This window comes from Lysinibacillus sp. FSL K6-3209, assembly GCF_037976175.1.
In the GTDB taxonomy this organism is placed as follows: Bacteria; Bacillota; Bacilli; order Bacillales_A; family Planococcaceae; genus Lysinibacillus; species Lysinibacillus sphaericus_D.
Map to the genome: position 1 here is coordinate 2025011 of NZ_CP150264.1, position 22213 is coordinate 2047223.

At 31.4% G+C, this 22213-nt stretch carries 27 protein-coding genes; 26 read left to right on the plus strand and 1 reads right to left on the minus strand.

Features of this window, described 5'->3' with window-relative positions:
* Positions 1–6: 6 nt before the first annotated feature.
* Positions 7–1410 (minus strand): PLP-dependent aminotransferase family protein, encoded by a 1404-nt coding sequence (locus MHH88_RS09630; protein WP_339262665.1) that lies wholly within the window; start codon positions 1408–1410, stop codon positions 7–9.
* A gap of 307 nt (positions 1411–1717) precedes the next feature.
* Between MHH88_RS09630 and MHH88_RS09635 the strand changes: the two genes are divergently transcribed.
* From MHH88_RS09635 to MHH88_RS09760, 26 genes are all read left to right on the plus strand, one after another.
* Positions 1718–2251, plus strand: coding sequence for a hypothetical protein (locus tag MHH88_RS09635; RefSeq protein ID WP_339262666.1), 534 nt, complete (start codon positions 1718–1720; stop codon positions 2249–2251).
* A gap of 63 nt (positions 2252–2314) precedes the next feature.
* Positions 2315–2782 (plus strand): hypothetical protein, encoded by a 468-nt coding sequence (locus MHH88_RS09640; RefSeq protein WP_339262667.1) that lies wholly within the window; start codon positions 2315–2317, stop codon positions 2780–2782.
* Positions 2783–2825: 43 nt separating this feature from the next.
* Positions 2826–3161 carry an SMI1/KNR4 family protein gene (locus MHH88_RS09645; protein WP_339262668.1) on the plus strand — a complete coding sequence of 112 codons (336 nt, stop codon included), beginning with the start codon at positions 2826–2828 and terminating at the stop codon, positions 3159–3161.
* 975 nt (positions 3162–4136) lie between these two features.
* A complete protein-coding gene (locus MHH88_RS09650; protein WP_339262669.1) occupies positions 4137–4751 on the plus strand; it encodes an Imm43 family immunity protein in 615 nt (204 codons plus the stop codon).
* A 70-nt stretch (positions 4752–4821) separates the two neighbouring features.
* The gene (locus tag MHH88_RS09655) at positions 4822–5493 is read left to right on the plus strand and encodes a hypothetical protein (protein WP_339262670.1); all 672 of its coding nucleotides are present in this window, start codon (positions 4822–4824) and stop codon (positions 5491–5493) included.
* Between the two features lie 160 nt (positions 5494–5653).
* Positions 5654–5839: a hypothetical protein gene (locus MHH88_RS09660; protein WP_339262671.1), complete on the plus strand. Its 186-nt coding sequence runs from the start codon at positions 5654–5656 to the stop codon at positions 5837–5839.
* Between the two features lie 7 nt (positions 5840–5846).
* Positions 5847–6494, plus strand: coding sequence for a hypothetical protein (locus tag MHH88_RS09665; RefSeq protein ID WP_339262673.1), 648 nt, complete (start codon positions 5847–5849; stop codon positions 6492–6494).
* 150 nt (positions 6495–6644) lie between these two features.
* Positions 6645–7160, plus strand: a complete 516-nt coding sequence (locus tag MHH88_RS09670) for an imm68 putative immunity domain-containing protein (protein WP_339262674.1) — start codon at positions 6645–6647, stop codon at positions 7158–7160.
* Positions 7161–7255: 95 nt separating this feature from the next.
* The gene (locus MHH88_RS09675; protein WP_339262675.1) at positions 7256–7792 is read left to right on the plus strand and encodes a hypothetical protein; all 537 of its coding nucleotides are present in this window, start codon (positions 7256–7258) and stop codon (positions 7790–7792) included.
* 174 nt (positions 7793–7966) lie between these two features.
* The gene (locus MHH88_RS09680; RefSeq protein WP_339262677.1) at positions 7967–8512 is read left to right on the plus strand and encodes a DUF1629 domain-containing protein; all 546 of its coding nucleotides are present in this window, start codon (positions 7967–7969) and stop codon (positions 8510–8512) included.
* A 190-nt stretch (positions 8513–8702) separates the two neighbouring features.
* Positions 8703–9095 (plus strand): immunity 22 family protein, encoded by a 393-nt coding sequence (locus MHH88_RS09685; protein ID WP_339262679.1) that lies wholly within the window; start codon positions 8703–8705, stop codon positions 9093–9095.
* Between the two features lie 193 nt (positions 9096–9288).
* Entirely contained in the window at positions 9289–9756 is a 468-nt protein-coding gene (locus tag MHH88_RS09690) for a hypothetical protein (protein ID WP_339262681.1), read from the plus strand.
* Positions 9757–10178: 422 nt separating this feature from the next.
* A complete protein-coding gene (locus MHH88_RS09695; protein WP_339262683.1) occupies positions 10179–10793 on the plus strand; it encodes a DUF1629 domain-containing protein in 615 nt (204 codons plus the stop codon).
* 46 nt (positions 10794–10839) lie between these two features.
* A complete protein-coding gene (locus MHH88_RS09700) occupies positions 10840–11202 on the plus strand; it encodes a hypothetical protein (RefSeq protein WP_339262685.1) in 363 nt (120 codons plus the stop codon).
* 113 nt (positions 11203–11315) lie between these two features.
* A complete protein-coding gene (locus tag MHH88_RS09705; RefSeq protein ID WP_339262687.1) occupies positions 11316–11663 on the plus strand; it encodes a hypothetical protein in 348 nt (115 codons plus the stop codon).
* A 220-nt stretch (positions 11664–11883) separates the two neighbouring features.
* Positions 11884–12423 carry a hypothetical protein gene (locus tag MHH88_RS09710; RefSeq protein ID WP_339262688.1) on the plus strand — a complete coding sequence of 180 codons (540 nt, stop codon included), beginning with the start codon at positions 11884–11886 and terminating at the stop codon, positions 12421–12423.
* A 315-nt stretch (positions 12424–12738) separates the two neighbouring features.
* Positions 12739–13176: a MarR family transcriptional regulator gene (locus tag MHH88_RS09715; protein WP_069512173.1), complete on the plus strand. Its 438-nt coding sequence runs from the start codon at positions 12739–12741 to the stop codon at positions 13174–13176.
* Between the two features lie 54 nt (positions 13177–13230).
* A complete protein-coding gene (locus MHH88_RS09720) occupies positions 13231–14427 on the plus strand; it encodes a serine hydrolase domain-containing protein (RefSeq protein ID WP_339262689.1) in 1197 nt (398 codons plus the stop codon).
* A gap of 489 nt (positions 14428–14916) precedes the next feature.
* Positions 14917–15336, plus strand: coding sequence for a hypothetical protein (locus MHH88_RS09725; protein WP_339262690.1), 420 nt, complete (start codon positions 14917–14919; stop codon positions 15334–15336).
* Positions 15337–15837: 501 nt separating this feature from the next.
* On the plus strand, positions 15838–16230 hold the full coding sequence (locus MHH88_RS09730; RefSeq protein ID WP_339262691.1) for a hypothetical protein: 393 nt from the start codon (positions 15838–15840) through the stop codon (positions 16228–16230).
* 696 nt (positions 16231–16926) lie between these two features.
* Positions 16927–17295 (plus strand): hypothetical protein, encoded by a 369-nt coding sequence (locus MHH88_RS09735; RefSeq protein ID WP_339262692.1) that lies wholly within the window; start codon positions 16927–16929, stop codon positions 17293–17295.
* Positions 17296–17392: 97 nt separating this feature from the next.
* A complete protein-coding gene (locus MHH88_RS09740; RefSeq protein WP_339262694.1) occupies positions 17393–18394 on the plus strand; it encodes a hypothetical protein in 1002 nt (333 codons plus the stop codon).
* 548 nt (positions 18395–18942) lie between these two features.
* Entirely contained in the window at positions 18943–20166 is a 1224-nt protein-coding gene (locus MHH88_RS09745; RefSeq protein WP_339262696.1) for an MFS transporter, read from the plus strand.
* Positions 20167–20516: 350 nt separating this feature from the next.
* A complete protein-coding gene (locus MHH88_RS09750; RefSeq protein WP_339262698.1) occupies positions 20517–21365 on the plus strand; it encodes a helix-turn-helix transcriptional regulator in 849 nt (282 codons plus the stop codon).
* 149 nt (positions 21366–21514) lie between these two features.
* On the plus strand, positions 21515–21688 hold the full coding sequence (locus MHH88_RS09755; RefSeq protein ID WP_176723170.1) for a hypothetical protein: 174 nt from the start codon (positions 21515–21517) through the stop codon (positions 21686–21688).
* A 4-nt stretch (positions 21689–21692) separates the two neighbouring features.
* Positions 21693–21860: a hypothetical protein gene (locus MHH88_RS09760; protein ID WP_167331266.1), complete on the plus strand. Its 168-nt coding sequence runs from the start codon at positions 21693–21695 to the stop codon at positions 21858–21860.
* Positions 21861–22213 lie beyond the last annotated feature (353 nt).

Consider the following 22213-nt stretch of genomic DNA (forward strand, 5'->3'; position numbering starts at 1 on the left):
CGCGTTTTAATGTTGCTTGGAACGTAGCAACGGCCATGCTTGTGATAATAATTGAACGCCTTGTTTGATGTCCTCGATTGACAACATACTAAATCCTAGCTGTAATATTGGTTCCGTGTTTGTCTTTTGCAGATAATACGGGCTAGTTGGGTACACTTTTACACCGCAATGCTCAGCAGCTTGGAGTAGCTGTTCTTCGGTTTGTTGTACATGCAACTTAATCAATACATAAAGACCTGAATGCTCCCCTAATATCGTCATATTGTGCCCGAAGTACTTTTTAAGTTCTTCTACAAGACAGTTCATTTTATGTTTATAAATAACACGCATTCTTTTAATATGACGTGTCCACTCACCTTTTTCCATAAATGCCGCCATCGTTAATTGATGGAGAGAAGAGGCATTATGTTCAAAATGATCAAATTGTTCTTTGTAACGAAGGATAAGTGACTTAGGCAGTACCATATAGCTTAATCGAATACCTGGTAAAAAAGATTTTGAAAAAGTTCCCATATATATAACGCGCGAATGGTCGATAGAGGCAAGTGCCGGAAATGGCTGCTGCGAATAACGAAATTCACTGTCATAATCGTCTTCGATAATGTAGCCACGTACTCTCTTTGCCCATTGAATCATCAATTGGCGTTGTTGAATAGACATTGAAACACCGTAAGGAAAATGGTGGGAGGGCGTCACATACAAAAGCCGTGATTGCATTTGCGTTAATAGCTGAAGTTCAGCGCCATGCGCCAAAACAGGTAGTGCTTCCAGTTCAAAACCATTTAATGTAAATGATTGACGTGCGCCGACATAACCTGGGTTTTCCACAATTACACTTGCAAAATCCTGCTTCAAAATAAAACCAAGATACAATAACAGTTGCTGTGTACTGCTACCAACAATAATATCGTCCGCCTCACATTTTACCCCACGTGCTTGGAGTAAATAGTGAACAAGCTGCTCTCTTAATAAAGGCTCACCAAAAGGATTGCCATACACAAAACTATCTGCTAACTGGAGTGCTCGATTAGCAAATTGTCGCCAAGTTTTTAGCGGAAAATGGGATTGATCAACAGCACCAGCCCGAAAATCAATTTGTATAGCTGGCAACACCTGCTGTATTTTTTCTGTCCTTCTTGTTTGTTCCTCTTCCTGTAAAAACACTTGTTCCAATACATTAACGAAATAGCCTTTACGACCTTCACCACGTATGTAGCCTTCCGCTACCAACTGCTCATAAGCAGTTAATGTTGTATTACGACTGACCTGTAACGTCTGTGCCAATCGTCGAATAGAAGGAAGGCAATCATTCGACTGTAAGATTCCTTGCTCAATTAAAGTCTTTAATTGCTGATAAATCTGCTTATACTTCGCCTCATTATTGCGTATAGGAAAAATAAAATCGTCCATATCAAAACCTCCATGACATCTAAAAAAATACAAAAACCTCACTTTTAAGATGTCAATTACTTATTTATTAGCGTACAGCAATCTTTGTAGAAAGGGAATGCCAATATGCATTTGATATATACTAGTTTGTAATTTTAAATAATGGTAAAATAATGAAAAAGTACAGTGGGAATAAATGGTGTATTTTGAAGCGTTGGAATACATAGGTCAGTATTTCGTAGCGTCGATGATATCAGCAATCTACCAGCACCAAAACAAAAAAGATTATGTCTATGGTACTAATAGCAGATGGAAGGGAGGATTTTAATTGTTTGCTCAATGTATTCCTTTTAATGATAATGTGAGGGGTAGAATAGGTGGTAATCCTCCCAAATTGATTGAAGAACAAATACCTGATGATTACAGGTTTTATGCAACTCTAATTCATCCAGAAAAGGAGGATGTTATGCTTTCGATTATTATTCATAACGATTTTGATACTTTATTGGAAAAAAATATATATCCTTCAATTGAAGTAAAGGTAATAGAGCATAACTACTCCGAAATTGGAAGCAATACGGATAAGCGTATTTTAGATTTAGGTATGAACTCCATAAGCGATTATTCGCAAAAACAAGCGAATAATTTTTTGTTTATTAAAGTTTTAGGAGAACCACGTCTTATTCAACCGAAAAGTTATAATGATAAAGAGTTGAAAAATGATAATTACTCCTTTTTTCTACAAATAGACGAAGAAGGCTATAGTAATAATATGGATTATGTATTTATGTACGGTGCATTATATCTATATAAGCATAATGAAACAGGAGAGGTTATTGCTGGTTTCTGGCAATACTCTTGAACAAACATGCTATAAACGTGTAAAATGCGCACCTGCTGGAAATTTATTCAAATCCGTTTGTGCATGACTTACTTACTTGATAATGCTGGAGAGAGAAATGTCGTGGAAAATAGCAATGGGCTTCATGATTTTGTTAACTATTTAGATGATAAAGATGTGTATTCTTCTTTAGAAAAATATTGGATGGATATGTTTTTTATGTGGTTGCATCAAGAGAATATTGGGGGAAGTGATTGGATATGTCCTTATTACAACACTACCTTCAGTAATGGAAAAAAAATGATGGATGGAAATCCGATATTTTCGGCAAAATCAAAAAAAGAGAATAAAATAATAAAAATTATCCAAGAAAGCTCTAATAATGATGATGTATTTTCTTATTGGATTAATGAAAATAGCAGCCCGAACGAGTTAGTAATAGTTTGTACATTGAACAATAATAACATTGAAAAGATAAAAAAAGTAATAATAAATTGGATTAAAAAAATATTCAAAGATACAAAACAGAAGTATTTAGAAGAAACAAACTAGATTCTATTTTTCCGATAAATAGAATTTTGGAGGTAAATAAAATATGAATGATATGAATGATATGAATGAATTACAAAATAAATACCAGGCTTTATATGATTTTGATGGAGTTACTAAAGAGTCTTTAGATAAAATTGAACATGAACTCCAAATAAAGCTACCCAATGATTTTCGTGAAATATCTGGCTTTTACAGTGGAGGTATTGTTGGTGGAATAGATATCCATTCTTTTCAATTTTCTGAGCCAACTAATTTTATACGCGAAACTATAAGAATAAGAGAAGCTGTTGGTTTACCGAATAGATTCGTTGTTATTGCTGAACAAGCTGAAAGTATTATTGTTATGGATACTGAAAAACACCATCAATCATTTGGCTAGATTCTGTAGAAACAAATAAATTAGAACAGCAAAACTTTATTTCCAAGCCAGATGTATGGGAAGATTTTTCTGACTTTTTTCATCAGATACTAGAAGATGAGGAAGAAGAACGTATATATTAAGGTGAAATAAAAATGGGGGGTAGAACTTCTGGCAAAAAATACAGGTTGTGCAGAAGACTTAGAGATTGCTGAATATATTCATGACAGTCTTTTTTATAATATGAAAATACTAAGTCAGGAAAATATGGACGATTTTTATGAGTCAATATTTATGCAAAGATGGGATTAAAATATGCATCGCAATATCGCAATATTAATAAGATGGTTCTTGTTTACGGAATACTTTTTATACATAGGGAGGGTCAGAAGATTAAAATCTTCCCATCTTCCTGATAATTAAGAGATGATATGTGTCTAGCGATGCTTTTCACAACAATGATGTGAGGTAACTACATGAAAAAAATCAAAACAATTAAGCTACTGTTTTTGCCTTTGTTAGTGGCATTTGTTACTACCTTGGTTAGTCAAGTTGTCGCGGGCAACCAAATTAGAATTACTCCACTTTACGATGTATGAAAATCTCATGCTATTTGTTTTGATTTTTTTAGGTATTTATCTATTTACGCTAATCATTACAGTGCCTATTAAACTTTATTTATTGAGTAAAATCAACAATAAAATACGGTACTTTATTTTATTCAATATCATAGGTGTGGCGATAGTAGGGTGTATAAACCTTTGGGTGTTGAAAATTGAAGGATTAACTTCTATGTTTTTGATTTTTCCACTGTTTGCAATTTTCTCATTGCTTACAGAAAAAGTGATAAAACATTACGTTTTTAACTTTAGGCTTGTTCAACAGCTTTGATTTATTTATTTTGGAAAACCACTAGGAATACAAAACTTAGGTACTGTGTAATCAAGGAAATATTCTAAGTATATTAAAGATTAAGGGGATAGTATGAGATACTATATGATTGTTAAGGATAATGGAAAGGCACCTATTTTTTTGAATGGTGTTATTCATGAATCATTTGATGAAACTAAATATAATGAGGGAATGGGATACGAATGGAATAAAATCTTTTTTCAAAAACAAAAAATGCCAAAAGATTTATGGTTAATTACTAATAATAAAATTGAATTTGACTATTATGAGGGTTTTAATGGTCATATTATGAGTAGTGATTTTTTTACTTTGATGAATCAAGTAAATACTTTACAAAAGTATGTTACATCAAATCTACAAGTTGTTAGTTCAAAGGGAAAATCTAAAGTAAAGAAACCCTATTATTTTATTAAGTACTATAATAGGGAAGATTTCGTTGATTACGAGAAGTCGGAATATACAAAAAGAAGTGTTCAAGAAAATAAAGTTGTTGACTTACATTATATTGTTGAAAAATATCAGAAAATTGTTCTACAAGAAAATGACAGAGACGTGTTTTGCTTGAATGACTTAAAATTAGCAAGATATCTATTTTGTTCAGAAAGGTTTAAGCAACTTTGTGAAGAAAAGCAAATGAAAGGAATTCAATTTATAGAATTGGCAGATGTACCTCAATATTTTTCTTTCTATAATCGATAATCAAGTTCCTTAGTTACCAAAAACTTACAATAATAAAAAAGACTAGGTCATTGTTATTTGGAGGAAATAAATGAATTTAAATTTTAAGTCTACACCTTTAATCACTAAAACAACAAGAAACATTGATGCGCCTGAAATCAATACTCATTTTCAAACTTATATACCTTCGAGACTAATTGAATTTTGGAAATCTTATAATGAAGTTTCATTTGAAAACGGAATCAATATTTATGGTTTTGATATAGCAATCGAAAGAAACGGTTTGTACGAAGTAAGTACTTATGCACCAGAATATATTTTGATAGGAGATGATGGAGGAGGACAAGGATTGTTTTTAAAAAAGAATAGCGAACTTAACGTGTTCTATCAAGATTTCGGTGCATTGTCGTTGCCTTTTTATACTTTAGATACCGATTTATTTAGATGGCTAGAAAATGATCCTGTAATAGAAGAAGATGATTTTACTTTAGATGAACCTGATTTGATAGATGAGGTAAAAGTTTATGTAGTCAGAAAACCAAATGAAGCAAATAAATTTATAATGGAAATAAGAAAATTTTTTAATTTGAAACTTTCTATTAACGATATAAAAGAAAAACTGAATAGTTTACCTTTTTTGGTTATCCAAGATATCACAATTATGAAGTATATCAAAACAATTGAGATTTTAAATCAAAAATACAATTGTATAGAGGTTCGTAATTCAAAGAATGTTATTATAATTAGCCCAGAGAAAAATTAGTTAATATAGCGCAACTACAAAGAAATAAAGACATCACTGTACAAATAGAGATATTTAAAATGTTGTGGTAAAATAAGGATATTTCGAACATATGTAAAGAAAACGCTAAATAACGCTTTCATTACATATGTTTTTTATTTACAAAAAAGGTGTGTTGCTCTTGCATATATATCGACTTGGAAATGACCATGATTTGAAAGATTTAACTTATTTGAATATGGAAGATGTTCGGCTTTTTTCAACTTTTAAGGGGCAGAAAATTACTCTAGATTGGACAGAAGAGATTTTACAAATAAATATGTTAAAAAATGATGTAGCAATACATCAAATAGAAACGAGAGGATAGGCTTTTTATGAAACAACTAGAAAAATCAATATTAAAATTTATACAGGCGATGAATGAATATCCGAAAGAAGAATCCCCCGTTGAAAAAAACGGAGGAGTCCGTTATAGGTCAAAATTGGCAAAACTTGATGTAGATGAAAAAATTTATCTTTCTCCTGAATTAATATTATTTTATCAACAGTGTGAAATAATTTGTAATATACGTCCTGATGGCCATCAATTAGATTGTACAGATATTGACTTAGGGAATAGCCTCCTTTTTCTGTATGCCGCAGATAAATTGGTGCGTAGACAAGAAGGATTTCGTTGGGTTGGAACCGAAAAAAGGGAAAATCCAAATTGGAATCCAAATTGGCTTGTAGTTGCAGACAAGGATGATGATCCAATTGTAGTTGTCACAAACCAAGAAAATTCACCTGTTTTTGCAAGTTATGAAACGAGTGCCTTATTTCCAATCGCGGATTCTTTTTCTGTCTTTCTAGATGCTCTTGCGGTGACATTAGAAATAATACATGAAAAATTCAAAGGAGAAATAATGGATGAAGAAACTTTTGAAATCTATGATGATTTTGTTGAAATATTAAAGTCTTCTTTGATTAGTATTTTGAAAAAAGAGGAATACGCTGATAATTTTATTGATTACTTATATGGTTAATAAATCAAATGGTAGAGGGGTATCTTCCCCTTAAGATGCAATGGTTGTAGCATCTGCATGCAAAGCAAAGGTAATAGAGGACAGTTTCATCAGATAAAATAGGCTATTTGTAGAACTACTTTGAATAACAAGGCTTTGGAGGGAATCAGAATGGAAGCGATGATGTACATTCAACGATGGTGGGGAGAATATATTGGCGGAACAGATGATACTTGCACTTTATTTGATTATTTGGTTAACAGAGAATTTGAGATAGATATTCCCGTAGAGGTTAACGTTAAAAATATGTTGCAAGACTTCCAGCTGACTAATGCTCAGGAAATAAAAGACTTTCGTCAAACGAAGGACATTTACTTTAGTGACGATAACGGCCATCGCCAGGATATAGGTTGTGCAATCAACTTTATAATGGATGTTACGGCTATTATTGTTGAATGTCAAAAAAATGAAAAGGTTCGTCTTGTGGATTTGGATGGAGGTAGCTTGGACAAAAATGCTGTTATTTCTTTAAAAGTAGAAAAAGAAGAGCTGGCACTGCTAAGGAAAATATTAGAGGATTTTGTTCATCACCCTTTACATTATGATTTGGCTGAGTTTTGTTCTGAAGATGATATGAGAGAAATTGCAAAACACTGTAAGGAAATTATAGCAGAACTGAACATGTAAACAGCAATTGAAGAAGCAAGGATAAGAATTTATGAGGGCTATGAAAATAGCACTGTGCGAACTAGTAAAATTATAATTTCAGGAGTGGTGTTACGATGAGTATTGGCTTGAAAGAGATATGGGATGGGGAAATCCCAGCAGATGAAATGGCTTTAGCGGAGCTATCTGATAAGATATGGGAAATTGGCGGACTGGACACGATTAAAGAGAAGGTTTCGCCAGAGTTATTTCAACTTCACATTGCCATCAATACGATTGGCAACTGGCAGTCGGATGGTTGGGACTATATCTTTGCGTATCAGTCTGAACTCGTACCGCATATTGCAGAAGTTTTGGCGAAATTTGGCTTGCATCATTTGCAGCATGCTTTTGACGAAGTTTATGCGATTTTTCCAGATTTCATAACATTTGAGGATAATTCACTTTATTGTGACATGATTAACTTCTTGCATAATATGCGACATAAAGTAAGTGAAGAACGTTTGAATGTGTACACACAAGAAGAGCGTCAAGCGATGGTGAAACAATATCAGGAAAAGATTCATCAATTGGATAAAATGACGGGGCCTCTATGGGGATATGGCAGCCCAATGGACGGCTGGGCCGTAATCTTTGAGAATTTAAAGGATTAGAATGGATGAAGTTGAACAAATTATGCGGGTTTTCCAATTGTACTGTTATTAGGATTCTCTATAGGCATGTAAAGTACTAAAGATTTATGTCAAAGAGGGAAATACCCAAAAAATTAAAACTGTTGAAATGTAGGTGTAATCAATAAAAGTTAGGAAGGTATGATTTATTATTTAATGAATGTATATAGATTTGTAACTGATAATGATTTTAAAGATTTAACCTTTTTAGATAAAGATTATGTTCGTCAGTTTTCAACTTTTACTGGACAAAAGATTTCTCTAGATTGGTCTGAAGAAGTATTCGGTATTTCAAAAGATAAACTGAATAGAGGAAAACTGATAGATTTTGATTCACGCTGTTATGGAGCTACATTTATAGTGAAAAAGAAATTTGCAAAGCTTTTTATTGATGCATTCTCTGAACTTATAGAAATCTTCCCGATTAAAATTAAAGGTATTCAAGAGGAGTATATTTATATAAATGTAACAAATGTTGTAACAGCAATTAATTTTGATGGTTTAGATTTGCAAGAATCTCTTGCAATGTTAAGAGGTGAAAATATCAGATTTAATTTAGAAAAAATAGAAAATGAAACAATATTTAGAGATATTAGAATTAATAACTTTTATTTCTGTACACAAAATTTTAAAGATTTTATTGAAAAAAATAGCATTAATGGATTGCGTTTTATGAAAGTAGGGACAGGGCTTAAATTATAAATGAATAGCATATTTTAAACATACTATTATCTTTTTCAATAGTTACATAATGGTTCCCAAGATAGTTTATAAGTTTATAGGGTTATTTCTGATATATGTAAAAAGTGCTTACAAGGAGAATTCTTAAGGAAGCAAGGAAAAAGATTATAGATAATATATGAAAGGGAGTAACAGATAAATTATGGCGATCATGAGTAAAGTTCATGTTTGGATGGGAATAAGCAACGTAGATAACGATACCTTTAATGAATATTTTGAAATAGACTATAGTAATCCAGACATGGATATTGATGATCCAAACTATAAGATTTGTGAATTTTGTAAGGATATTAATGAAAAATTTTATGACGAGGATTGGATTGGCGTTTATTGGGAGGATAAATTGACAGATGTGGATAAATTTATTGTAGAACTATCAGTAGATGATAAGACGATGGTTGAAATTAAAAACATATGTATTCATAAAGGATTAAACAAAGTGAACACAATGTTTTATTATCACGATTCAGAAATAGTGGTTACTGATGTTAACAAGCTCTACAACGGTCTTCATTATATAGGACTATTTGATACAGATTTTTAATGTAGTATCCATATTGAAAAAGAGTCAAAATATAAATAATAGGCGGCTTTTCTACTCCAATCTTGTATTCTGTGTTCAAAATTATTTAAAAAATAAGCTGAGAAACTAAAATTGATGGGGGATTCTATTGTTCCATCAAATAAAGCAGATGTGTATAAATCATAGAGAATAAATACCTAAGGAGGAAAGAATCATGCAAGAAAAATGGGTAGTTTACCAAGATAATCTTAAGGTACGTGAATTAAAAAAGGATGAGATGGATGAAATAAAACAACTATCTGAGTTAAGTAAGGAAAAATTAAATCTAACAGATAGTGATGATAATTTAAAGTCCCTCGACACGATTAAATTAGCGTTGGGTAATTATAGAGATAATGAAATAAAAGACGATGAAGTTGTCGAAATAGCATTTGAAATTGGTTCTTTATATGGAACTATTATAGAAAAAGAATATGGTTGGAAATGGATGCATGTAGAGAAAAACGATAATAAAGGCTATTGTGTAGTCTCTGAGGACAATAAGTTTTGTTGTCCAGTTCATAACTATATCTATACCATTTTGACTCATATAGATAAAAGTAACAATGTTAAATTACTATTTAACATGCTGGAAGTAATTCATAAAGAGAAGGCTAATGGGTTATATAATTTTATTAGTTAAGAGATGAATGCGATAAAATTAGTTTTCTATAACTTTCAAAGTGTCGTAAACGTAATACGATAACCTTGACTGGATGGGCGAAATTAAAGAAAATCATACAGTACCACCAATAGTCGACATTACGAAAGAACTATACTAACAATACTATCTATGCTTAAGGAAGCTTTATATCCAAGTAGATAATTGGATAAATTTTTTAACGATTTTAGAGTAGTTAAACCATTGAAAAGAGGCGGTTGTTCTACTCTTTTCTTATGTTATAAATGGTAATATTTACATATAAATGGTTATTTTGTTAATGTATAATAGAAGAGAAAACGTTTAGATGTAATAGGGTATACGTAAAAGACATTTTATTTATTAAAAAGAATAGCAGCTACCTTAAGGAAAAGGTTCTTAAAAGATGGAATGGGGTTTGATAAATGGAAACTACGTTTGCGATTTTTAAAAAGGAGGGCATATTTTGTCCGACTTTACTAGAGGGGATATTGCATACAGAGTTCTTTGATAAGAGTCCGTTTGACGCAAGAGATTCGGATGCTGGGGATTGGAGAACACCAAAAAATATTATGACAGATTTACCTGAAGAATTATGGTTTGTTTCCAAAGATATAAAATATACGTTCGATTTAAGATGGGATAGTGACGGTTTTTTCTTATCTTCCGACTTTCTGAATCTATTGGTGAGATTTGGAATCAATAATTTTCAATATACAAAATTGCATATGGTTAACAAGCACAAAGAAAGCATCTCTTCAAAGGAATATTACTATGTGCGATTTTACAATAGGTTAGAAGATGAAATTGATATGGAAAAGTCGAATATTGAATTTTATAAGCAAAATGGACTGATGAAGAAAATATGGGACTTACAACTAAAACAAGCAAATGTACTCCCTGATGTTTTTCAACTAAATAATACGAAGCTTTTAAGTATATTAATGTGTTCAGAAAAATTTAAAAAGGAAGCTGAGAAACTAAATTTGAAAGGGATTACTTTTGTTCCTTCAAATGAAGCAGGTGTGTATAAACCATAACGGTAAAAATACAAGGTGGAAATTTATATGATATTTTCCATAGGAAATGATTTTAACTATTTTGATTTTGCAAAAAAGAGGTCGTGAGGTTATGGATATACAGCAAGCAATTGATACTGTATATAATGGACTAGTTTCTGACAATTCGGTTCCAGTAAAATTAAGATTGAACAAAGAATTAGACACTGAGTTACTTAATAAGGTTAGAGTAGCATTAGACATATTGATACACTTCTACAAAGATAAAGAAATAGTTCCTAAAAAACTTGCTTTAGCTATGGTTGATATAAATGGTGCTTTCTCATTTCAATCTAGTTACTTTGAAGATGATTTATTAGAGCAACTGGAGGACATTGGAATAGAATTACAAGAAAAAGCTTTGGAACTTTTTTTAAATGAAAAAAACTAAGTAAACGAATGTTACCCTTTATGTATAAATTCTTCTTGTGTTTTATCAGCATCAATTCGTAAGTTCTCCAATCTTTGAAAAAACATAGATAAAAAGGGGGGTGTCTTTAAATTATGAAAATAGATTATCGAAGTGAAATCGACAAAATTAGCGATTCTTTAAAGAGCTACTACAATGAGCAATTCAAAAGTGAAGAGGAAGATTACATTGAAAACAAAAAGACTAAAGAACAAATAAAAAAATTAATAATTCAAGTTTATAATGATAGTACTCTATCTGAAGCAGATAAAGGGGATATACTAAAAGTAGCGGTAGAACTTCTGGCAAAGAATACAGGTTGTGTAGAAGACGTAGTGATTGCTGAAGATATTTTTGATAGTCTTTTTAATGATATGAAAATACTAAGTCAAAAAGATATTGATAATTTTTACGAGCAATATTCAAGCCGAAGATGGCGGTAAGAACTGGGCATTCTCAAAAAAGAAGATGTCATTTAGAAAAGTAAAAACGAAGCCCATGTACAAATAGAAAATAGACTTGCCATGACTTTTCAGGTCATCATGAGTCTATTTTTTCTATTAATTTTGTTTTAGCAAAGAGTATTTTCTGTAAATTATATACCAAACTCCCTAGTAATGATTTATTATTTAGAGTTAAAATTTGGAGAAGAGGGATTTTATAATGAAAATATTTAAAATAGAGAATAATTTTAGTTTTAAAGACCTAACTTTTTTGATAAAGGAGGATATTAGTCTCTTTTCTAGCTTTACGGGACAAAAAATTACTCTGGATTGGAAAGAAGAGATTTTTGGAATCTCTGAAGATAAACATACAAGAGGAAAATTGTTAGATTTTGATTCACGCTGTTATGGAGATACATTAATAATAAAAGCGAAATTTAAAAATCTTTTTATTGAAAAATTTTCTGACATTATAGAAATTTTCCCGATAAAAATCAAAGGTATTGCAGAAGATTATATTTATATAAATGTAACAAATGTGGTCACAGCAATTAATTTTGATGGTCTAAATTTGCAGGAATCCCTTGAAATGATGCGGAGCGAGAACATCAGATTTAAATTAGAAAGTTTGGAAAATGAAATTATATTTAGAGACACTAAAATTAATTCAAGCTACTATTGTACTCAAAAGTTTATAGACTTTATTGAAGAAAACAAAATTAATGGATTGTGCTTTGAGGAAATAGGAACAGCTAAGTGAAAATTAGAATAGGATGAAGGTTACTTATATATATTATCTAATATGCTATGAAGAGAATTATTTCTCTTCATAGTCAGTATAATGGTTACCTTTTATGAATGTATCTGAAGTGTCCAGATTCAAAAGCTAATTCTCCTAGCTCACAAATACAGTTAGTTAGTTTTAATATTGCAAACTGCTTTTCATTATCTAAGCCGTTCACAGCAGCCTTTTACCTCCTGTATGCCCTAACAGTAAGACATTTCTATATAAAATTGACGTTTGACAAAATGCTTGCTAATATATTAGATATCTAACATATTAGTGGGTGGTTTTTTGTCTTTATACGAACAGGTTAAGCGCATTAATGAAGCAGAATATACGATAAACCGTTTGATTTATAAACATTATAAGCAATATTTAAATAGCGGTATTACAACGCAACAAGCGGTTGTATTGGATATTGTATACTTATCTAAACGTATTACGGTCGGTGAAATTGCGATTGAAATGAATATTAGCTCTAGTGCAGTTAGCCAATTAATAGCGAAGTTGGAAAAGAATAATTATATTAAGCGAGAAATTAATCTACAAAATAGGCGTGAAGTATTTATAACATTAGCTGAAAATGGCTTTGAGTATTTTTCGAAGCAAGATTATGTAGAACAGCAAATTGCTGATAAAATTTATTGCAAACTTTCATCAGATGAGTTAGATGAATTAGAACGGATTGTTGTAAAATTAAAGGAGATTTCGATGAAGGAGTTATTATAAAACTTTCTTCATACCTAATATGTTAGATATCTAATTTATTTAGGGGGTTAACAAATGGAGAGTATACTTAAAAATATTGCTTTTAAAGGTGCAGTATATTATGAAAAAAACGGACAAATTATGCACTATTATGATGGTTATCAAGAACTCGAAAAGAAGCATAATATTAACCAAAATACACAATTTAATTTAGCATCATTAAGTAAAATGTTTACTGCCGTAATGGCGTTCCAGCTAATTGAAAAAGGACGGTTACAGTTAGAAGATAAAATTTCAAATTGGTTTAATGCACCTCATTTTACAGAAGTAACAGTAGCGCAATTACTAACACATACATCCGGTATTCCAGAGTACATAGCAGAAGATACAACAATAAGTGTTGAAACATTTATTGAAGTAGGGCTACCACAATTTGCGCCAAAAGAGTACTGGTCTTACAGTAATACGAATTATGTTTTGCTTGCGAAAATAATTGAGAAAGTTAGCAATTTATCATATGAAACATATTTACGACAATATATTGCAGAACCATTAAATCTTACATTTACAACAACTCAACCAGCCAAACAATGGGAAGCGCATGGTCAAACGTATAATTATGAGGAGCAACGATATAGAAACGTTTCGGATGACCCGTATTTTCATGAAATTGAAAAATATAATGATGCATATGGTGACGGTGGTATTTATGCAACAGTGGCAGAGGTGGCGAAGTTTTTAAAGGCATTTTTGCAAGGTCAGTACATTAGCAAAAAGCATGTCCAATTGATGTTAACACCAACAGAATTAGCTGATAATTATGGCTATGGTTTTATTGTTCAAGATGGTTGGGTTGGTCATACAGGAGGATGGCTTGGTTGTTCAGCACAAGCTTTTATTAACACAGCCACATCGGAATTGATCGTTTTAGCAACGAATCAAGAAGTGTTTCCTCAATATGAACAAGAAATTATGAATTACTTAATGGGAATACAATCTTCTGTAGAAGCACCAAAACATATCGACATTTTATCGCTCTCTAAAAATGATGATATTACGGGTCGATATGAATTAGGGGATGAACTTGGCACAAGATTTACGATTATAAAAGAAAGACAATTTATGATTTCATTTGAACATCAGTTGCCTGTGCCGCTTTATAAAATAGATGAGTCGTATTATTGGATACGTAATACGATGAGTTATGTAAATATCGAGAATCAATTATTTATTGATGAAGGTGTTGAAGTACCTTATCAAAAAGTTAATTGATATAGTCAGAAAAGTTACATGTATGAAAAGCCCAAAAGCAGTATGTACATGATAAAGGAATTAATTTAAGACTCATTGCCGCAAATACTGTAGAAAATTAACTTTATTTTTTAGCTGAAATAATGGATTAATATGTCCGTTAGATAAGGAATTGGATGATAAATGGATGGAAGAATGTCTGTTTCAAGGTATCATTGGAGTCAAGGAGGCAATCGCTTGATTTGGAGTGTTATCCATAAAGAGTTAGCGTTAGTATTTCTATATAGAAGTTAAAGAAGGTTTTTATTTATCCTTTAAATGGAAGGCTGTTTAGATAAACAAATCAAGTTGTCCCTTTACTTTCGACGCTTTATAGAAGATTTATTGAGAATTCTATACACATTAAAATATTCATAGATTCAGTTAAAATGGAACTGTTGCACATGTAAAAATGGATGTGATACCAGAATTGTAAATCTATTCTTAATACTATATTTGGAAGGTGCTATTTTGAATTGTGAAAATAAAAATATAAAACTATATATGAATGATGGAAAAATTTTTGATGGATTTTTAGCATTATTTAAGGAATCTCCAGATGATGAAGAGATGGTTTTAATAGTGTTATCTATTTTGGGGCACACAATAAGTTATCAACATGAGAACTTTTTTCAAGCGCTTCAAAGTTTGCGTCAAAATTTAGAAGAGAAAAAAATACAGATTATGTGTAATGGAGCTGCGCTAAATATCTATCCATCTCAAATGCAACTTTCGATGGGGAGTGGACGTTTGGCATATAAATTAAAATTTGGAAAACCCGCTATATCAGAAGATATAGTTGATATATTTGAGTGTGAAGATGATTTGAAGTTTGTTAAAATTGAAGACCAGCTTAAATATTATTATAGGTGGTTAAAAAGCTTAGGTTAAATATGATAAAGAAAGAGTTACATCACTTATTACCAACATACATTTTGCAAAGTAAACGAGAAATATGCTGGTGCCCAAGTTCTCCCCGCATGGAATGAGCAGGCATTATTTTAGGCAAAAAAATTTGTTGTAATGAATTAGATGAGCGATTTTCTGAACGTTACTGAAATGGGACGTGGTAGGAGCACCCCGCTGTGAAGATTAAAGAAGAAATAAAAATGTTTAATTTTGAAGTGATTTAATAGGGGGTTGTTCCTGAATAGAAGATTCAAGTGTGAAGTGAATTTAGTTTGTAAAAGTTTTCTAAGTTTTAAAAGAAGCACTTGTTTGTCACTAGCAGGAAGCAAGTGCTTTTCATGTATCACTTTCATAAGTTTAGAAGGTAATTGTTATTTAAATCGATTTATGAGGACAAACATACTGCTTAAAGTATCCTATTGAATTATTGAGAAGAGAGTATGTCTTCTAGTTTTCTCAAATACTTCTGGAGAAGGAGAAATAATGGATATAAATGAAATTAAGAATCTACCTGATAGAGTACCAACTGAAACACTTATATCGATGTTTCAAAATGCATTAAATCAATTTGAAAATAATGAAATTACAAAAGATAATTTTTTATTAACCCTTAGTCAACTAACAGACAGGCAAACTATGACATACGAGTTATTAAGAAGTGATATAAGAAATGATATTGATAGAACTCTCTCTAGATTATGGAAGACAGATACATATGATGAAGTAGATACTATTCTTTCTATTGTAGTAAATTTGGGGCTAGAAATTTGTTTTAAGAAAATAAAAGAATCACTGGGGCATTATAATACTATAGATAAATCAACCCTAGATGAAATTCAGAAAACAATAAATGAAGTTGGCGAGAATATTGGCTAATCCTTATTATGATTTGGAAAAATTTAAGTGAAAAATAAGATGAATTGCTAAAAAAGCAAGATTACCATATAATGTTGCAATACAATTAAGTCATAAGCCCTATTTGAACAAATTTATATTGTGTTAAAAGACACTATAGTAAAAGTTATGACTATTTGTAAGATTGGAAAATTACCATTGTACTAATTGATATTGAGTGCGCTATAAGCCCTTTGTATTTGACTCATTTAGCCTACACGATTGAGAAGTGCTATTTTTACAATAAAGCAATAAGAGCAAGAACAGGATAAGGTTTATTTTTTCATATAAGAGATTGATTTGCACAAGAAACAAACAACCAGTTTATGTAAGTTGAATGGTTTAAGCATAATTAACATGTGGTATAAAAGATTCATATGGTCAATACTATGAGCATTTTAAAAATCATGATTGTTATTACATAAGAGAAGATATAAATTAAAAGCACTTGATTGCCTACAACAGGGGATAAGCGCTTTTTTTGCATGTTTAAATATTGAGTGGTTATAAAGATAAAACCAAAAGAGTTGCTTGGAACAATCTATAAGTGTTGAAATCGACGCTACTATATGGTTTACATTCTCTTAATATTCAATTAGGAATATTTTAAATGATTTAACCAAAAATATTGTATAGTTATTTTCAATAAAAAAGAATAGAAGGATGGGATGATTAGAAATGAAGAAATTTTTCTCTCTGTTGTTTATTTTATCTTTGTTTGTATTTATGCCCTTGGTCACTAACGCAAATGATCTTTCTGAAGAGGCCATAGAACTTCAGCGTAATGATAGAACCGACTTTTCTATTCCTGAAAAAAGCGATTTAACATCAATCATGGGAGATGGGGATAGTAAAATTTATAAAGTTGCCCTTGGTATGAACAGAAGCGAGAAATTAACCTTGGTAACTAGAAAAACATTTGATGTAACTATTACAGATCCAAATGGTGATAGAATCGTTCAAGAAACGGGATTAGGGGACGAGGGTAATAAACAAGTAGAATTTGAAACAAGTATTGTTGGTGAATATTATATCTTATGCATTTAAATACTCTGCATCTTTCGATTTACCAGGAACTTATACTTTACAACCCTTTGTTTTAATAAGCTATAAACGGGAAATGAAATAATAGGAGGATTTAAACATGTTGCACTCATTACGTTCAATTTCTCAAAGACAAACTTTTAACTCTCCATCTTATCCAAAAATGGTGTTTTCTCGTAAAGAACAACAGGCTCCTTTAAACTCAAATCAATTAGGCTCACAATTACGGGAAGTACATCACCATAAGCGGGATAATCGTTTGACCATCGAGAAACATCCAGTTGTAGGTAATCCAAATAATTATAAACGCTTCTCCTTAGAGGGAAAAAGCCAAATGTTAGCGAGCATACAAAATTATATTCATACCGGTAATCCTGCTTATCTAAATAGTGTAAGAGATAAGAATAAGGTTTTAAAGGGGTTTCAAAGTTTAGGAAGTGTAGCTTCAGCTTTGAAAAAAATGGAGTTACATATTCAAAAAAAACAGACTAAATTAAACTCAAATATAATAGAATCTCCATCAAGAGAAAGTAATTTTCACAATCAATACCAAGCGAAGGTTCTCCATGTCGATTCAAATTTTAATTTGACTATCAAAAACAATCAAGTTTATGGTATTCCAACTGATTATGGGATTATTAATTATCAGTTTATTGATGATGGGTCATCTAGATATGTAAAGTTATTACATTATGATAATCAAATATCCGATCACAAACGTGTTCATTTAGAGCGAAAACGGCAATTGTTACAGGACATCCAAACTTTTATTCATACAGGTAGTTCTTCATGGTTACACACTGCAAGAGATAATAGTGAGATTTTACAGGGCTTTGAAAGTTTTGGCATTACGACTGAGGAACCCTTTACCATAAATAATGGGTCTAAACGATATCGAATTAGTCCGAGCGGCATTTTGCACAATGTTGATTTAGAAAGTAAAGGAATGCGCGAACAAGATTGGCGCAAATATGGTCACGACGAAAATACAGTTTTTTTAATTCAAGGGAAAGAGTATAAAATGGATGAAAACGGAAGACTTCCTTTACAAGAAGATTATGTTCATAAATATGAGCAAGTAAAAATTTTTAAAAGAAACTAAAAGAGGGCTATAATGGCTCTCTTTTTTTATGAGTTCAAGGAGACGATGACAAATGGTACTATATCTAGCGAAAGGTAATAAAAAATAATGTACATTTCTTTATGCAAGTTGTCTTTGCAAAAATCCAATGCATTATAAATGTATAAATTATGCTATTGATTCTTATAGAAGCGGACAGTATGGGGGAAAAAGATAATGGAGATTTTAGAATTACCGATTGAATTTGAATTTAACGAACTATCCTCATTTTGATATTTTTATAATAAGTGATGATTGATTAGATATTTCGAAATATTCGCAAAAGAATATTTAAAGATAAGTTCCTACGATTTTATAGTGGGAGGAAAGAAGAGATGGAATATTATTTTCTAGTATTCTTTTAGGAATATTTTGATTATATGGGATAAAAATTTTGTATATTTGTATAAATAAAGAAACTTAACATGATAGATTTAGTACAGGATGATGGGGGAAGGGAGGTTAGGCATAATGTAGTAGAAGTTTTTTGAAATATAAATGAAGTAGAGAAAATCGAGGAGTGAGTAAGTATGAAATTCATTCCGAAAGTCTATTTTATTAATAAACAATTCACACAAATTTTTTATGCACAATTTCTATCAGGTCTTGCAGATAAAATTATCCTTTTTATTTTACCACTTTGGATTTTAGAAGTAACAAGATCATCCATCTTCGTTTCCATTTTAAGTGCTTGCAGTACAATTGCTATCGTGATTCTTTCTCCGTTTATGGGGACTTTTGTCGATAGATTATATAAAAAAAATTTAATGCTTGTCGCAAACAGTATACGCTGTTTGTTATTGATTTTACTTGCCGTTATTACAATTTTGGGCTATTTTGATTTTTTATATATACTCCTTATTTTTATTGTTTATTCATTTGGTAGTACGTTACATTCCCCAGCAGCCAATGTTGCGCTCACAATTATTGTCAATGATGATGAGCTACAGGAGGCTGTAGCTATAAGACAAACATCGAATCAGCTAGAGAGCGTTTTAGCGCCAACGTTAGGTGGTCTGTTATTTAGCGTGTTTAGTCCAGGAAACTTCTTTCTTATTAATGGGTTGTGCTTCGTTCTTTCTCTTCTTATATTGTTAACTTCAAATATTACAGAACAGCATAAAGCTAAAGCGAAACAATCTTTTCTAGTAGACTTAAAGGAAGGCGTGTCTATTCTTTTCCAAGATAAGATATTAAAAACCTTTCTTTTTAGCGCGGCTATTATCAATATTTTAGGTGCAGCAATTATGTTAACACTACGAGTAATCGTTATTAATATGGAAGTAAGCTCATTAAGGTGGAGCCTTATTTTTGTTGGCTCACCTGTTGGGGTAATCATTGGGGCTTTTATGTCAATGAAATGGAAAGTACAATCCAGCATATTTATTTACGGTTTTATATGTTGTGCGGTCATGGGGTTTTTTAATATTTTGATGAGTCTAGCTAATACGCCACTCGTGCTAACGATTTTTTACTTTTTATCTGGAATAGCATTTGGTATGGGGAATACTTATTTTGGCATAATGTATAGAAGAAAAATTCCTGTCGAAAAGCAAGGGAGATTTTTTGGGTTTTTAAGTGCTGCCTTATTAATATCCATTCCAGTCGGACAAGTTTTTACGGGTGTGTTATTAGATTCTATTAATCCAAACCTTGTTATGGGGATATTAGGCTTGCTAACTGTCGTTACTGCATTAGTCTCAATAAAAATATTAGGTCGTGAACAAAAGAAAAAAATCGAATATTCGAAATGATGGAGCGAAAGCTCTGACTTCCATTAATACGCTTTGCAAGCCCCTTTCTTTCAAGAGGTTTGCAAGGCTTTTATTAATGGACAACAAAAAAACGCTAATTGTACAATAAAGGTAGATTTGGTACGTTACTCGATTTTGAAACAGGGGAGAGTGGTTTTAAGAATAGTTTGATTTTCTTCAAATTAGCTTCCTCTCCCAGTACCGATTAACCAAAGTGTTGAAGTTGTTATTTCCATCTTGACCTCATTGATCAATTTAAATACCCCCTTGTTAACTACATCATTGCATACATTTCAATCATTTTAGAAAAATATTCATAAAAGAATATTTTGTAAGGAGTGAATGGTAACGTGAAAGGTTATGGTGAGATTACAAAACAAATAAGGATTAGCAAAGGGTATACGCAAAAACATGTGGCAGCTCATTTTTTAACACAGGGTGCGTATTCAAAGTTTGAGAATAACAATACGGACATCACCTTTGCCTCGATGCATGGGATAGTAAATCAACTAGGTATTACATTTGAGGAATTTTTTTATATTCAAAATGGCTATCAATATAGTAAACGGGATGATATAATCATCCAATTTTTTCGTTTACCCTATAACAATGAAATAGTACTTTATAGACTGAAGGAAAAATGTAGACTTTATTTAAAAGAAGCTAGGGAAGATCAACAGATTATTCATATTTCTACTATTTTAGATGGATTAATCATTCTAGCTAAAGCAGGTGATTTGGAGCAAGCGAGGGCTATTGTTGAACCAGTTTGGCAAGACTTATCTAAATATAACCAACTTTTTGTAGCGGATTTATATATGTTAAATGCCATTTTATTTTTATTCCCTTTACCAACAGTTCTTCAAATCAAACAATTTGCTTTACGGCATATTGCTTTGTATAAAAACTTTCGTCATGTTTCACGTTTGAAAATTAATATTTCGATGAATATTACTTTGCTATTAATACAAGATAAAAAATATTCAAAAGCACAAAAAGAAATTTCAAACGCGATATCTTTATGCAAAACAGAAAATGATTTCATTTTATTGGGTATTTGTTATGTCAGAAAGGGAATCTGTCTGAATCACCTCGGACAAGCAGGTGGAAAATGGATACTAAAGGGGAAAAATATTTTGATGGCGCTTGAACAATTCATGTTATTACAGTTAGTAGAACAGGAAATAAAGCAATACTAAACTAAGTACATCATTGCATTTCATTAGGACCACTTGCATAATAAGTCTTAAGAAAGACTGTCAATGTTTAAACTCTTGATTAAGATATGGCTATGGTAGTCATACTTAAATACAGCTGACTCATCAGAAAAAGAAAGGGTGGTACTTCTATGACGGAATGGCCCAAAGGCGTCGCTAAGCCAGCTATTCGAGCATTAAATGCTGCTGGCTATACACAATTGCGACAATTAAAAGAGGTCGACTTAGCGACATTAAAAAATCTACATGGAATAGGCCCAAAAGCACTCGCAGCAATAGAAGCGGCATTAAAAGAAAGTAGGTAATGGATTGAATAAACTCACATTATTTTTAATAGCCATGGTCGTCTATTATATCCTTGTTATTTTTATTGTAAGTAAGCTATTTATGTTTCCAATTATAAAAGGAATGATGCTCGTTTTCTTTATTGGGGCAGGCTTTATATACTCAAGAAGGATGCGCAAGAAGTTACAGTAGGTTTAATTCTTATAAAGAGGTTGAGGCAAGTACATAGGTATGTTTTGTATTCACAATTTCAATTCAATCAATAGGCTGGAAACGTAATTTATCCCATGTCTTAACATTGTAAGATGGCGTGTGAAAACAAGAAAACAGTCGATTGAGAAGGTAAAAGCCCTTTAATTGACTGTTTTTTTATTCGTTTCGTGTTTTCTAAGCTCACATGATATGGGTTTTAAAAAATTTGTAGGGAAGTTATGTACTAGACTTACGATGAATTTAGCTAGAGGTGGATAAAATAAAATATTTAATCGCTTTATATGTAATGATGTTGCTTATTGTTTTGTAAATGATCAGGGAATTTATGTTAG